Raw genomic sequence first — 13,508 nt, forward strand, 5'->3', positions numbered from 1 at the left:
TTAAATATTTATCTCTAACCTGCTTTTAGAACCCTCAATAATACGGTGCAGGTCGTTCTCTACCACCTCTTTGCAACTGTCTGCAAATTTCAGGAACTCAAGATACACAATATCAAGGTCGGCCTTGGTAAGCTCATACCCTATTTTTTTAGCCCTGTATGCCAACGCGCTGCGGCCGCTGCGTGCCGTAAGCACTATAGACGATTCTGTAACGCCTACATCGGCAGGGTTAATGATTTCATATGTTTCGCGGTTTTTAATAACTCCATCCTGATGAATCCCGGAGCTGTGTGCAAAAGCATTATCGCCCACAATGGCTTTGTTAGCCTGAACAAACATCCCCATCTCATTAGCTATCATTTTACTGATGCCTAACAGGTTTTTAGTTTTGATGTTTGTAGTAAGGTTAAGTGCCGGATGCTGGCGCAATATCATGACGACCTCTTCAAGAGCCGTATTACCTGCGCGTTCGCCTATACCGTTTATGGTACATTCTATCTGGCGGGCGCCATTAATAGCTCCGGCTATGGCATTAGCTGTAGCCAGACCAAGGTCGTTATGGCAGTGGCACGACAGCCTTACACGGTCTATGCCCACCACATGTTCTTTAAGATATTTTATTTTAGCGCCATATTCATCGGGCAGGCAATACCCTGTAGTATCCGGAATGTTAAGTACGGTAGCACCGGCTTTTACAGCAGCGCTACACACTTTTGCTAAATAAGCATTATCAGTACGTCCCGCATCTTCGGCATAGAACTCTACATCATATACAAACTTTTTGGCGTAAGCCACAGCTTCTGCCGCCTGTTCTATAATTTTCTCAGGAGTAGAATTAAATTTGAATTTTATATGCGATTCAGATGTACCTATACCGGTATGTATCCTGGGACGGCGCGCATATTTAAGAGCCTCGGCAGCTACTTCAATATCGTTTTTAACGGCACGCGTCAGCCCGCAAACTACGGCATTTTTAACCAGTTTTGATATCTCGGTAACCGATTTAAAATCGCCCGGACTCGAAACAGGAAATCCTGCCTCTATAACATCTACACCCAGATTATCGAGCGCGTCAGCAATTTTAAGCTTCTGTTCTGTATTCAGTTTACAGCCCGGCACCTGCTCTCCATCGCGAAGCGTGGTGTCAAAAATTTCTATCTGCTCGTTTTTCATAATCCTGTGTATTTTAAACTAAAGGTAGATTTTACTATGCAGGCACAGTTTATCTAAAAATAACGTTTACGATACCAAAGGAGAAATTATCACTCATAAAAAACTAATTATCAAAAACTTAAACAATAAATATTTATGATACCTGAGTCAGTATATTTAACAAAAATAGTTTGTAAATTTGATTTTATGAGTACTAAAAACCGCAACCAGTTAACCGATAACCTGCTTACCCTGATAAAATCGCTTTCCTCGTCAGAGAAAAGACAGTTTTCACTTTATGTAATGCGTATATCTGCTAATAACGATAGTAAGTTCCTTAGCTTGTTTAAAGTGCTGTCTGCCCAAAAGGAATATGATGAGCCAGCCATATTAAAGGCGACTAAAATAAGTAAAGACCAGTTAAGCAACGTTAAGGCACACTTGTATAACCAGATACTTACCAGCCTTAGGCTAAACCCTTCTAAGCGAAACATTCCGTTACAACTGCGCGAGCAGTTTGACTTTGCCATGATATTATACCGAAAAGGATTGTACCAGCAATGTCTTAAACTACTGGATAAGCTTAAAGGACAAGCAATTGCCTATGAAGAAAAGAATATTGGCTACGAAATACTTGATCTTGAAAAAATTATTGAAAGTCAGTACATTACCCGAAGCCGTAATAACCGCGCTGATATGCTCATTGAACAGACAAACGAGCTTACCTACCTTAATAATATTGCAAGCCAACTGAGCAACCTGGCGCTGGATATGTACAATACCTTCCTGAAAAACGGCTATGCCCGTACCGATGAGGAAGCACAGGAAGTAAGCAACCAGTTTTTTAAAAGCCTGCCTGATTATGAAATGGAAAAACTGGGCTTCAGGGAAAAACTATGGCTCTACCAGGCGTATTTGTGGTACAGTTTCCTGACACAGGATTTTGTAGCTTGCTACCGTTATGCTACACGCTGGGTTGGCCTTTTTGAAAAGAATCCGCATCTTGTGGCTGTGCATCCCGTGTTCTATATTAAAGGGAACCACTATGTACTGGAAGCGCTGTTTTACCTGAATCGTACAGGGCAGTTTGAGACTGCGCTTGACAGGTTTGAAGCCATTATGAGCAATGAGGCCATACCTGACGATGATAATATTATTGTATTATCATTCCTGTACATCTATTCTAATAAATTGAATTTAAGGTTTATGAAGGCTGAATTTAGTGGTGCCGAAGACCTGCTTGAAACCATACATAAAAAGCTGAATCGTTATAAGGACAAAATTGACGAGCATCATGTTATGGTACTCTACTACAAAATAGCCAGTTACCACTTTGGGGCACAAGAATATAAGCAATGTATTTTTTACCTGAAAAAGATAATCAACAGTAAGACTTCTAAAATACGTGAAGACCTGATGTGTTTTGCCCACCTGCTTAACCTTGCTGCCCATTACCAGGCAGGAATGGATTACAGGCTTGAAGCACTTGTGCGTTCTACCTACAACTTTTTGATAAAAATGAATGACCTGCACGAAGTGCAAAAGGCCATCATTGCTTTTTTGAGGAATCTGGCACATATATCGCCACTCGAAATAAAGAACGAATTTAAAAAACTGCACGCCAACCTGAGCCAGTTTGAGAACCACCCGTTTGAGCGCCGTGCATTTCTGTATCTCGACCTGCTATCATGGCTGGAAAGTAACATACAGGACAGACCCATTGCTGAGATCATTGCAGAGAAGGTGAAGAAAAAACTAAGTGAAGGGCTGCGGTAATTTAATGAATGTGAACAGTTTTTAAAAACCTGACCATTCGAAAGATGAAAAATATTGCCTGTAATTATAAGACAAAACTCCCTGACAAATATGTTTTACCACAAAGGACACCAGGATTTTCACAAAGCGCACGATGAAAACCGCCTTTAGCGGAAGAATACACACGAGGGCGAAGTCCGAACTGACGAAGTAAAGCTTTGTGTCCTTTCAGGATAACTTATATTCCAACCAGCTTAGTGTTCTTTGTGAAAATCCTGGTGTCCTTTGTGGTAAAATTCTTGGGCCTTTAATTTACCAACTCTATTTTAAACCCGGCTTTCTTAACCGTATCAATAACTGCATTTTCGTCAATGCCGTCAACGGTAACGCTAAGTATCTTATCAGGGTTTACGGTATCAACACTCCAGCTTTCTACACCTTCGGCATTGTTAAGTAATGGTGTAACTTTAGCCACACAACCACCACAGTTTATACTTGTCTTAAATTGAAATTCCTTTTTCATATTTTTAATTATTTAATTTTTACAATCTTTTAATTTTCAGCAATAAGCTATTAGTTACCACACTCACACTGCTTAGTGCCATAGCTGCTCCCGCTATCATTGGGCTGAGTAAAAATCCGTTTACCGGATATAAAATTCCGGCAGCTAGTGGTATACCTATGACGTTATAAATAAACGCCCAGAACAGGTTTTGCTTTACCGTAGCCATTGTTTTTCGAGATAAGCTAATGGTTTGTGGCAACCTTAGCAAATCGCCCGATATTATAGTAACCTTAGCCACGTCTATAGCTATGTCGCTACCATGCCCCATGGCAATACCCACATCGGCCTGTGCAAGGGCTGCACTGTCGTTAATACCATCGCCCACCATTGCTACTACTTTGCCCTGCTGCAACTGCTTTATAAAATCAAGCTTATCCTGCGGAAGTACTCCTGCCTTATAATGGGTAATCCCTACATTATTTGCTATGACTCTGGCGGCTTGCTCATTATCTCCGGTAAGCATATATACATCAATACCTTCACGCTGCAATGCTTTTATAGCTTCTGCCGAAGTAGGTTTTACCGCATCAGCTATGGCTATAGCACAAAGTAACTGCGTATCATCAGCAAAAAACACAAGTGTTTGCGCTGCTTCAGCTTGTGTAGTAATCCAGTTTCGGGCTGTGGCTGTAAAATCGATGTTGTTTTCTTTTAGTAACGCTTCATTACCTACAAGGTAAGGCCTTTCTGCATACATAGCCTTTACACCTTTACCCGGAATGTTTTCCACTACAATTTCTTCTGTAAATAAGGCAGCTATACACTCTGTTACTGCGGCAGCTAAAGGATGGGATGATGACTTTTCTATAGAATACAATATATTTTTTAGGGGAACAGTTTCGTCAGTAAACCATTTCATTGCTGTTACTTTTGGCCGACCTTGAGTTATGGTACCTGTTTTATCTAAAACCACAGCACTAACTTTACCGGCACGTTCCAGCGCATCAGCATCTTTTATCAATATACCTAAGGCCGCCCCTCTGCCCACTCCTACCATAATAGCAGTAGGCGTAGCAAGCCCAAGAGCGCATGGGCAGGCAATAACCAGCACAGTTATCATAGCAAGTAAACCTTGCGTAAAACCATTACTACCACCAAACACAGCCCATATAATAAAGGTAAATATCGCTATCCCTATAACTATGGGTACAAAAACACCCGCTATTTTATCTACAAGCTTTTGCACCGGGGCGCGGCTACCCTGGGCATCCTGAACCATTTTAATAATTTGTGCTAAAAGTGTTTCTCCTCCAACCTTATCTGCACGAAACTGAAAACTGCCTTTTTGATTAAAAGTTCCCGCATAAACTTTGCTTTCTCTAGTTTTTTCAATAGCAACAGGTTCACCACTTATCATGCTTTCATCTACATAACTACTTCCGGTAACAACAGTACCATCTACTGCTATTTTTTCACCGGGCTTTACCAGCAATATTGTTCCAGCTGTAACGCTGCTTACGGGCATTTCCATTTGGTGTCCGCCCTCGTGCACTACCGTCACGGTCTTGGGCTGTAATCCTATAAGGCTTTTTATAGCCGAAGATGTTTTGGCTTTAGCACGGTCTTCAAGCAACTTGCCCAGTAGTATAAAAGTAACAACTACTGCACTAGCCTCAAAATATACGTGTGCGTGCAGCCCACGGCTGTGCCAAAAATCAGGAAATAGCGTATTAAATACGCTAAATAGATAGGCAGCTCCTGTACTGAGCGCTACAAGAGTATCCATGTTAGCAGAACGATGCTTAGCCTGTTTGTAAGCGCCTGCAAAAAACTGCCTGCCAAAATACAATACTACAGGAGTGGCAAGCAGCCACATGGTATAGGCAGCCCAGGCTTCGTTCATAAAAGCAGGTGTCATACCAATAACAATAAGGGGAACAGACAATACTACTGACCAAATGGTTCTTTTTTTCAGGGAAATAAAATGCTCCCGCTGAATTTCAGCAAGACTGTCAGCCGCTTCTTCACTTTCATCTGTAAGCAGGTCAAAACCTACCGATTGTAATGCAGCTTTAAGGGTTTGTACATCTGTAATGGTAGGGATATATTCTATTGTGCCATTTCCGTTCGCATAATTCACACCGGCACTTACCACACCAGGCTGCATTTGCAGCACCTCCTGGCTACTGGCAGCACAAGATGCACAACTCATATTTAGCACGGGTAGTGTTTTTTTTACTGTGGCTACATTATACCCCAGACTACGAATGTGCTGCACAGCATCGGGTATTGCAGTAGCAGCATCAACCGTTTCTATTACCGCACGATTATTATTTAGCTCAACTTTATGCGACTGTAGTGCCTTAACCTCATCAAGTCCTCTATCTACAATCATAGCGCAGTGCTCACTGTCTACATCCTGTAGCGGCAGGTAAAAGGTTTTTATATTAGGGGTTGCCATAACTTTAAAATTTACTTTACAAAGTTCGGCATTAATAAAACTAAGAAATTACAGGATTACGGAAAGGGTTTACACTTTTTTAGAAATCGCGTCCAGCGGCGTGCGCAAGGCTGCCCCCTGCTTACGGAATGCTGTAGGAGTCATCCCGGCTGTTTTACTAAACTGTGCAGAAAGGTGTGCTACGCTGCTGTAGCCCATAGTATCGGCAATTTCGCTCAGGGTAAGCTCATTGTAAACCAATAACTCTTTTACTCTTTCTGTCTTTTGAAGTATGATGAACTGCTCAATAGTTATTCCCTCTGTAGCAGAAAATAATTTTGTAAGCCCTGAATAATCGCGGTGCAGCTCAGAAGCCAGTAGTTCAGAGAAAACAACCGGCGAATTATTATGGTGAATCTGGTTAATGATAATAGATTTTATTTTATCAATTATTTGTAATTTATTATCTTCCAATAATTCAAATCCTGAATCCTGTAGTTTTTGTTTAAGTAAATTTATTTGGGTTTCAGTAGGCTCTACAGCAGTTTCTGCTTCGCCCAGTTGTACAGTAATAGGATGCAGTCCTACATCAGAAAGCAACTTTTCTACCGCAGTAATGCAGCGCGGGCATACCATATTTTTTATCGAAAGCTTCATTTACCAGATCAAAGATTATAGTGCAAAGGTAACTCATTTTACCACGAGGTTTGCAATGCTTACATAAAGACCAAAACACGTCTAAAAAAATTTGCATGCCCTCCCAACCTTTTACGCAATTTTGTTATCCTTATAGAAAATACCAATCCATGAAAAAGATATTCATCCTTATTTTCATTTTGCTACCACTATTTGCATTGGCACAAAAATCGCTTGCAGGAAGGCAATTCAAAAGTTCAACAACAAAAAGCTGTAAAGAAACAACAACAGGTGGTTATATGGTGTACCAATACACCACCATCGCTTTTACAAAAGATTCGGTTACCTTTATAAGCCATTTAAGCACTTCTGAAAACAAGGATCCCCAAATTACTAAAAGCACCTATTCTTATAGAATCAATAATGGCGGAATATCTGTTGATACGCCTAATGGCGGTACTTACTTTCTTAAAAATGACATACTCATATCTGACTGCAAATATGATTCGGGAAAAGAATATTATGAGATGACAGAAGGATAATATACTATTTAATTGATGGCAGGATGATTTGAAAATTAAGGGCATACGTGTTAAATTATAGTAATTTTCTGTAACATACGGCAATTAAAAGCGTCTTACAAACGTTACAAAGTACCATCAATTAAAACACAATCATGAATCAAACCACCAGGACCTACCTGACGGTATGCCTTTTATTTATCTTCAGCGCCGTTTTTGCGCAGGAAAAATTTACCCTAAGCGGTACCATTGCCGACTCCGGCAGTAATGAAACCCTAATTGGCGCCAGCGTTTATATTAAAGAAACGCAAACCAGCACTACCACAAACGAATATGGATTTTTTTCGCTCTCATTACCTAAAGGCATTTACACGGTACAGGTAAGTTACGTTAGCTTTGGCACCATCGAAGAAACCGTGACGCTAAACAGTAATGTACGTAAAAACTTTGGTCTTGTATCTGGCAGTGAAGAACTTGAAGAAGTTGTAATAAGTGGCGATAAGCCCAAGGCAAACATCCGAACACCACAAATGAGTATGAACAAGCTTAGTGTGGCAGAGATTAAAAAAATGCCTGCTGTACTGGGCGAAGTAGACGTTTTAAAATCGATACTACAACTGCCCGGCGTTACTAACGCCGGCGAAGGAGCATCTGGCTTTAACGTGCGCGGTGGTGCAGCCGACCAAAATCTTGTATTGCTTGATGAAGCTACACTTTACAATTCTTCTCACCTTTTTGGTTTTTTCTCTGTATTTAATTCTGATGCTATTAAAGATTTAAGGCTGTATAAGGGTGGTATACCTGCACGTTTTGGTGGCAGGGTGGCATCTGTACTGGATATTTACCAGAAGGAGGGCAATAATAAAGAATATCATATGACAGGAGGCATTGGGCTTATATCAAGTCGTTTATTAGCCGAAGGCCCCATAGTAAAAGAGCGCGGGTCTTTCCTTATAGGCGGAAGGGCGAGTTATGCACACCTGTTTCTTAAGCTGGCAAACAACGACAACTCGGCCTATTTCTACGACCTTAACGCTAAACTGAGCTACAAGCTTACAGAGAATAATAACCTGTACTTATCAGGGTATTTTGGGCGTGATGCTTTTGATATCAGCGACAGTTTTAGCAACCTGTATGGCAACAGCCTTATCAACCTTAGGTGGAACCACCTGTTTAGCGACAAGCTATTCAGTAACCTTAGCATGATATACAGCGATTACTATTATGGCATGAAACTCGATTTTATTGGCTTCAATTGGGATAGCGGCATCAAAAATTACAATCTTAAATACGACTTTAAACATTACGTCAGCGATAAGCTGAAACTTTCTTACGGGTTGAATGCAGTGTATTATGATTTTAATCCGGGTACAATTACTCCGGTAGGTAATACATCATCTGTCAATCCCGATCAGCTTGACAAGAAGTATGCCTTAGAGCCCGCTATTTACGCGGATGCCGAGCAGGAGCTATCAGATAAAATCACGGTAAGTTATGGCTTACGCTACAGCCTGTTTTACCGTATGGGCAGCCAGACACTTAATACCTATGCTAATAATCAGGCCGTAGTGTTTAATAACGCCCTTAAAATATATGAGGAGGCAACACCAACAGGTACAAGGCACTACAGCAGCGGCCAGACTATTGCCGATTTTAATAACCTGGAACCCCGTGCAGGCATATCTTATAAACTAAATGACGACCAAAGTATTAAGGCCAGCTATAACCGCATGGCACAGTACATACACCTTATAAGTAACACGGCATCTGCAACACCATTAGATGTATGGGCACCCAGCGACAATTTTATTAAACCTCAATTACTTGACCAGTATGCACTGGGTTACTTCCGAAACTTTAAAAATGACGCGTACTCTCTTGAGGCAGAAGCATTTTACAAAACCGTTAAAAACCGTATTGACTACATAGATGGCGCCGACCTGATAGCCAACAACACTATAGAACAGGTGGTACTTAATGGTCGCTCAAGGGCATACGGACTTGAACTACTAATCCGTAAAAACGAAGGCCGTCTTACCGGCTGGATATCCTATACCCTTTCTCGCGCCGAGCAACAGACGCCGGGACGTACCGCTGCAGAAACGGGTATAAATAACGGAGAGTGGTACAAATCCGGTTATGATAAACTACACAACCTTTCGGTTACCGGTGCTTATGACTTAAATAAGAAGTGGCAGCTTGGCGCTATATTTACCCTGCAAAGCGGGCGCCCTGTAACTTACCCTAATGGGCAGTACCAGTATGGCGATATTATTGTACCAAGCTATGGTCTACGGAATGAAGAACGCCTGCCTGCATACCATCACCTTGATATTTCGGCAACTTATACACCGCACCCCGAGCGTAAAAAAGGCTTTAAAGGCGAATGGGTATTTAGTATTTACAACCTGTACAACAGGCAAAACGCATCATCAATTACCTTTAGCCAAAACGAAGATCGTGGTAATAATGAGGCCACAAGGCTTTCTATTTTTGGTATGATACCAAGTGTTACCTACAACTTTAAATTTTAATTTGCCATGAAAAAGATATTCTATATAGCATTAATGATAAGCAGCTTATTTTTAACGGGCTGTGAAGAAGTTGTAGATGTAGACCTTGAAACTGCGGCGCCACGCCTTGTAATAGACGCTTCTATAAACTGGGAAAAAGAAACACCGGGTACTGTACAAACCATAAAACTTACCACTACAACGGGCTATTACAACACAGAGATACCTGTGGTTAGTAATGCTACCGTATTTATTACTAACAGCCGCGGTTTTGTTTATAATTTTACAGAAACTCCGGGTACAGGTTCATATGTTTGCGCAAATTTTTTGCCGGAGTCAGGCCAAACCTATGTACTTACTGTTATAAATGACGGACAGACTTATACTGCTACAGAAACACTTTATGATGTGCCTAATGTAACCCACATACAGCAAACAGATAACGGTGGATTTTTAGGCGAAGATAAAGAAGTACGTTTCTTTTTTAATGACCCTGCCGATGAGGAGAACTACTACATGGTACGCTATGACACTGATGTTATTCCGTTCCCGGAATATGATGTAATGGAAGACCGCTTTACAAACGGTAATGAGATGTTCAACTACTTTAGCCATGAGGACTTAAAAACAGGCGACAAACTGGATATTAAGCTTTACGGTATTTCTAAACAATACTATAATTATATGGCAAAGCTGCTGGATGTAGCGGGTGGTAGTGGTGGCGGACCCTTTACTACTCCGCCGGCAACCGTTCGTGGTAACGTTGTAAACCAGACTGACGAATCTAATTATGCGCTGGGCTATTTCAGGCTAAGCCAGGTATATCAGTTTACTTATCCTGTAAACTGATAGAATAATTTTAAATCAAAGCCCGGCATGTGCCGGGCTTTGATTTTTATTTACAAAGGTTTATTTCTTTACCGCTTTCTGCATCTGTAAGCTTTAGCAGCAGTTTTCCGTCTACATACACCTCGTAACCGGCTTTTACAGGCACTTTGATCTTCTCCCCTGTTTTGTATTTGGAAACAGAGCTGGAACCATCTGCACGCACCCTTACTTCTACTTCTTTATTACAATTATTTTTAAGGTAAACATCAAAATAGCCACCTGTCAGGTCGTTGGTAATATTAGAGGCGTAAGACGTAAGGAAGGCTAAAAAGAATAGCAAGCCAAATAATTTGAGGTTTTTCATAAGGTTGATTTCGTTAAATTTAAGCCTAATATATTGTGTTTTAGGGACAAATAAAAATATTGCCCTAAAAATACCCTATAGTAACTCCCCTTCTAGTTTTATATATGCCGATAAAGGCTATTTTTGTAGCAATGGAATTAATAGACATTATACTTGGCGGCTTACTGGCCTACGGATTTGTTAAGGGCTTATGGAAGGGCCTATTCTCTGAACTCGCCTCTGTGGTGGCCTTATTACTGGGAATGTTTATTGCTGTAAAGTTCAGCGGTTTTGTAGGCACTATGTTTCAAGGCCATCTTGGTAATCCTAAATATGCAAGCATAACGGCATTTTTACTGACGTTTATAGGCGTGGTCGTGGGTGTTATACTACTTGCCAAAGTATTTACCAAAATAGCCGACTTTAGCGGGCTTGGATCTGTAAACCGTATTCTTGGGGGCTTCTTTGGGTTAGTAAAAATGGCACTCATTGTAAGCGTTGCGCTTAACTTCTTCTTAAAACTAAACAGCAGCAATACATTTGCATCACAGCAAACACTAGACGATTCCCTGTTTTTTAACCCTGTCTTAAGCATCAGTACGTATATCTTCCCGATACTTAAAACGTGGTTTGCTTAAGAGTTATTTGGTTGTCAGTTGTTGGTTGTCAGTTGCCGGATCTGCCAATTGAACACTGATTACTGAACACTGACTACTTTTTCAGCCTGGCAATCACAGCATCTTCATACTTTGCCTTTGCAGGTAGTATATCATCAAGAACTTCATTAGGCACAGTTACGCTCAGTACGTAGTGTTTTATCTTCCAGTCTTTACCGTCTTTTTCAAGTACACCACTACCGCGGCATATCTTCATGTTTTTAGTATCCAGCAGTTCATCAAACCAGGCTGTCTTACCATCTTTACTAAAAAACACATGACGCTCCAGGGCTTTAAAATCCCAGGCCTTACCTTTGTCAAAATAAGGTTTACTAAAGGCAGCAAATGCAGTCTTATCCCAGTTCTCGATAGCATCTGTACCCATATAATGGCCATCTTTAGCTATTTTGCCAAAGTAAGCAGTATAATCTGCTCGGGCAGCTGCAGCGTGCCAGTCGTTTAAAAGGGTATTAATTACAGGTGTTTCGTCTGTCAGGTTGCTTTCTTTTGGCGAAGATAACAGGAACAAGCTTACGCATAATGATGTAATGGCCAGATAAGGAGATATTTTTTTCATGTGTTGTGATATTGAAAAGCTAATGTATAAAAAATCCGCCCGGAATAAAAGTTCCGGGCGGATTGTATAATAAGGTCAATAGTTTTAATTAGTGTCCTCCACCGCTTACACGGCCAAGTTCAAACCCTTGTTTTTTAAGGATTCCCTTAACAGTAAAGGCATAAAAAGCAAGGTAGGCAAAACATATAACACCTACGATGTAGCTGCTGTGGATACCTATTTCGCCGGCAACAGCACCCTGTATGTAGCTTATAACACCACCACCCATAATCATCATTACAAGGAAGTTACTACCCTGGCTGGTGTGTTTGCCAAGACCGGTAACCGCAAGTGTAAAGATACAAGGCCAAAGTGTGCTACAAAACAAGCCAACACTTGTAAAGGCGTATACGCTGATGTTGCCCTCTGTAACCATACCTATAACTAAGGCTACGATACCAAGTATTGCAAAAAGGCCAAGCATTGTTGCAGGATTACCCTGGCTTGCAAAGTCAGCTATTATAAGCACAATAATAATGGCTGCATATACATAAAATGGTGCAAGGTCATGCCCCATAAAGGCATTTACGCCAAGGAATACACCAAAGGCAAGGTAAGGAGCAACCACTTTTAATATTTTTTGTGCTGATACATCGCTGGTAAATGCCTCCACTGCACCACCCCAGCGGCCTATCATAAGGCTCGCCCAATAAAGCGATACGTAAGGCGCTACGGCACTTGTGGCAAAGCCAAGGCCTTCTTCAAGATATGCTGGCAGGTTACTGGCAGTTGAAACCTCTACGCCTACATATACAAATATGGCGATCATACCCATTACAAGCTGCGGATATGCCAATGCCGATTTTTTTGTAGATACGCTGTCTTTTACAACAACTTCTTCTTCAATTTCTGGACGGTTTGGAAGCGATGAAAATTTAAGGAAAATGGCAACCAGTATAAAAGCTCCACCTAAAATAAGGTATGGCAATTTTACACTGTTGATGTCTACCGTGGTGGCAGGCGCGGTAGCATCTCCAAAAATTGCAAAGCTTACAATAAGCGGCCCAATGGTAGTACCAAGGTTGTTGATACCACCTGCAAGGGTAAGGCGCTGTGAACCCGTATTAACAGGCCCCAATGCAATAGCAAGCGGGTTAGCAACGGTTTGTTGCAGCGAAAAGCCAAGGCCCACAATAAACAAGCCTGAAAGCATTAGTGCAAAAGATCCTGTTTCGGCAGCAGGATAAAACAAAAAACTACCTACAGCCGAAATAAGCAGTCCAAGTGCAAGGGAGTTTTTGTAACCAAGGCGGTTAACAATGTCCTGTTTGGTAATGTAAGAAATACCAAGGTACAGTAAAGAACCAACTGTATATGCTACATAAAAAGCGATAGACACATACTGGCTTTGCGATTGGGTAAGGTTAAACGCGGTTTTAAAAACCGGGATCAGGATGTCATTGCTCGCGGCAATGAACCCCCAGAAAAAGAAAACAGTGACCAGTGGGATAAACTGTCCCCACTTGGTTTGAGCATTAGATTGACTCATAGTTTGGTTAAAGGGTTAATTGTGAATATATAAATGTTTGGGTTTCTAATTAAG

12 protein-coding genes are annotated in these 13,508 nt (G+C 41.2%); 5 read left to right on the forward strand and 7 right to left on the reverse strand.

Annotated elements, in window-relative coordinates; translation table 11 throughout:
* Positions 1 to 1,173, reverse strand: coding sequence for a 2-isopropylmalate synthase (locus tag DYH63_RS08535; protein WP_116788411.1), 1,173 nt, complete (start codon positions 1,171 to 1,173; stop codon positions 1 to 3).
* A gap of 186 nt (positions 1,174 to 1,359) precedes the next feature.
* Here DYH63_RS08535 and DYH63_RS08540 point away from each other — a divergent pair, with 186 nt between their 5' ends.
* Positions 1,360 to 2,928 (forward strand): hypothetical protein, encoded by a 1,569-nt coding sequence (locus tag DYH63_RS08540; RefSeq protein WP_116788412.1) that lies wholly within the window; start codon positions 1,360 to 1,362, stop codon positions 2,926 to 2,928.
* A gap of 286 nt (positions 2,929 to 3,214) precedes the next feature.
* On the opposite strand, the gene DYH63_RS08545 is transcribed toward DYH63_RS08540, so the two are convergent.
* The 3 genes from DYH63_RS08545 to DYH63_RS08555 all read right to left on the reverse strand — a co-directional run bounded on the left by DYH63_RS08545 (position 3,215) and on the right by DYH63_RS08555 (position 6,509).
* Positions 3,215 to 3,430: a heavy-metal-associated domain-containing protein gene (locus DYH63_RS08545; RefSeq protein WP_116788413.1), complete on the reverse strand. Its 216-nt coding sequence runs from the start codon at positions 3,428 to 3,430 to the stop codon at positions 3,215 to 3,217.
* A 19-nt stretch (positions 3,431 to 3,449) separates the two neighbouring features.
* Entirely contained in the window at positions 3,450 to 5,873 is a 2,424-nt protein-coding gene (locus tag DYH63_RS08550) for a heavy metal translocating P-type ATPase (protein WP_116788414.1), read from the reverse strand.
* Positions 5,874 to 5,942: 69 nt separating this feature from the next.
* Positions 5,943 to 6,509 carry an AraC family transcriptional regulator gene (locus tag DYH63_RS08555; protein ID WP_116788415.1) on the reverse strand — a complete coding sequence of 189 codons (567 nt, stop codon included), beginning with the start codon at positions 6,507 to 6,509 and terminating at the stop codon, positions 5,943 to 5,945.
* A 149-nt stretch (positions 6,510 to 6,658) separates the two neighbouring features.
* On the opposite strand from DYH63_RS08555, the gene DYH63_RS08560 reads away from it, so the two are divergent.
* From DYH63_RS08560 to DYH63_RS08570, 3 genes are all read left to right on the forward strand, one after another.
* Positions 6,659 to 7,030 (forward strand): hypothetical protein, encoded by a 372-nt coding sequence (locus DYH63_RS08560; protein WP_116788416.1) that lies wholly within the window; start codon positions 6,659 to 6,661, stop codon positions 7,028 to 7,030.
* Positions 7,031 to 7,164: 134 nt separating this feature from the next.
* Positions 7,165 to 9,543: a TonB-dependent receptor gene (locus DYH63_RS08565; RefSeq protein ID WP_116788417.1), complete on the forward strand. Its 2,379-nt coding sequence runs from the start codon at positions 7,165 to 7,167 to the stop codon at positions 9,541 to 9,543.
* A 6-nt stretch (positions 9,544 to 9,549) separates the two neighbouring features.
* Positions 9,550 to 10,371 (forward strand): DUF4249 domain-containing protein, encoded by an 822-nt coding sequence (locus DYH63_RS08570; RefSeq protein WP_116788418.1) that lies wholly within the window; start codon positions 9,550 to 9,552, stop codon positions 10,369 to 10,371.
* 46 nt (positions 10,372 to 10,417) lie between these two features.
* Here DYH63_RS08570 and DYH63_RS08575 read toward each other — a convergent pair whose 3' ends face one another.
* Complete coding sequence (locus tag DYH63_RS08575; RefSeq protein ID WP_116788419.1) at positions 10,418 to 10,714, reverse strand: hypothetical protein; 297 nt, start codon at positions 10,712 to 10,714, stop codon at positions 10,418 to 10,420.
* A gap of 131 nt (positions 10,715 to 10,845) precedes the next feature.
* Between DYH63_RS08575 and DYH63_RS08580 the strand changes: the two genes are divergently transcribed.
* The gene (locus DYH63_RS08580; RefSeq protein ID WP_162926967.1) at positions 10,846 to 11,331 is read left to right on the forward strand and encodes a CvpA family protein; all 486 of its coding nucleotides are present in this window, start codon (positions 10,846 to 10,848) and stop codon (positions 11,329 to 11,331) included.
* 73 nt (positions 11,332 to 11,404) lie between these two features.
* Here DYH63_RS08580 and DYH63_RS08585 read toward each other — a convergent pair whose 3' ends face one another.
* Together DYH63_RS08585 and DYH63_RS08590 are read right to left on the reverse strand one after the other, a co-directional pair.
* Positions 11,405 to 11,926, reverse strand: a complete 522-nt coding sequence (locus tag DYH63_RS08585; protein ID WP_116788421.1) for a nuclear transport factor 2 family protein — start codon at positions 11,924 to 11,926, stop codon at positions 11,405 to 11,407.
* An 88-nt stretch (positions 11,927 to 12,014) separates the two neighbouring features.
* Positions 12,015 to 13,454 carry an MFS transporter gene (locus DYH63_RS08590; RefSeq protein ID WP_116788422.1) on the reverse strand — a complete coding sequence of 480 codons (1,440 nt, stop codon included), beginning with the start codon at positions 13,452 to 13,454 and terminating at the stop codon, positions 12,015 to 12,017.
* Between the last annotated feature and the right edge of the window lie 54 nt (positions 13,455 to 13,508).

It is taken from the genome of Flavobacterium psychrotrophum, from assembly GCF_003403075.1.
GTDB classification, from domain to species: Bacteria; Bacteroidota; Bacteroidia; order Flavobacteriales; family Flavobacteriaceae; genus Flavobacterium; species Flavobacterium psychrotrophum.

What these genes read in the sequence shown, in the direction of transcription:
- DYH63_RS08575 (WP_116788419.1), bottom strand. Translation starts at nt 10,714, where the DNA reads ATGAAAAACCTCAAATTATTTGGCTTGCTATTCTTTTTAGCCTTCCTT.
- DYH63_RS08585 (WP_116788421.1), bottom strand. Translation starts at nt 11,926, where the DNA reads ATGAAAAAAATATCTCCTTATCTGGCCATTACATCATTATGCGTAAGC.
- DYH63_RS08545 (WP_116788413.1), bottom strand. Translation starts at nt 3,430, where the DNA reads ATGAAAAAGGAATTTCAATTTAAGACAAGTATAAACTGTGGTGGTTGT.
- DYH63_RS08570 (WP_116788418.1), top strand. Translation starts at nt 9,550, where the DNA reads ATGAAAAAGATATTCTATATAGCATTAATGATAAGCAGCTTATTTTTA.
- DYH63_RS08550 (WP_116788414.1), bottom strand. Translation starts at nt 5,873, where the DNA reads ATGGCAACCCCTAATATAAAAACCTTTTACCTGCCGCTACAGGATGTA.
- DYH63_RS08535 (WP_116788411.1), bottom strand. Translation starts at nt 1,173, where the DNA reads ATGAAAAACGAGCAGATAGAAATTTTTGACACCACGCTTCGCGATGGA.
- DYH63_RS08590 (WP_116788422.1), bottom strand. Translation starts at nt 13,454, where the DNA reads ATGAGTCAATCTAATGCTCAAACCAAGTGGGGACAGTTTATCCCACTG.
- DYH63_RS08565 (WP_116788417.1), top strand. Translation starts at nt 7,165, where the DNA reads ATGAATCAAACCACCAGGACCTACCTGACGGTATGCCTTTTATTTATC.
- DYH63_RS08560 (WP_116788416.1), top strand. Translation starts at nt 6,659, where the DNA reads ATGAAAAAGATATTCATCCTTATTTTCATTTTGCTACCACTATTTGCA.
- DYH63_RS08580 (WP_162926967.1), top strand. Translation starts at nt 10,846, where the DNA reads ATGGAATTAATAGACATTATACTTGGCGGCTTACTGGCCTACGGATTT.
- DYH63_RS08555 (WP_116788415.1), bottom strand. Translation starts at nt 6,509, where the DNA reads ATGAAGCTTTCGATAAAAAATATGGTATGCCCGCGCTGCATTACTGCG.
- DYH63_RS08540 (WP_116788412.1), top strand. Translation starts at nt 1,360, where the DNA reads ATGAGTACTAAAAACCGCAACCAGTTAACCGATAACCTGCTTACCCTG.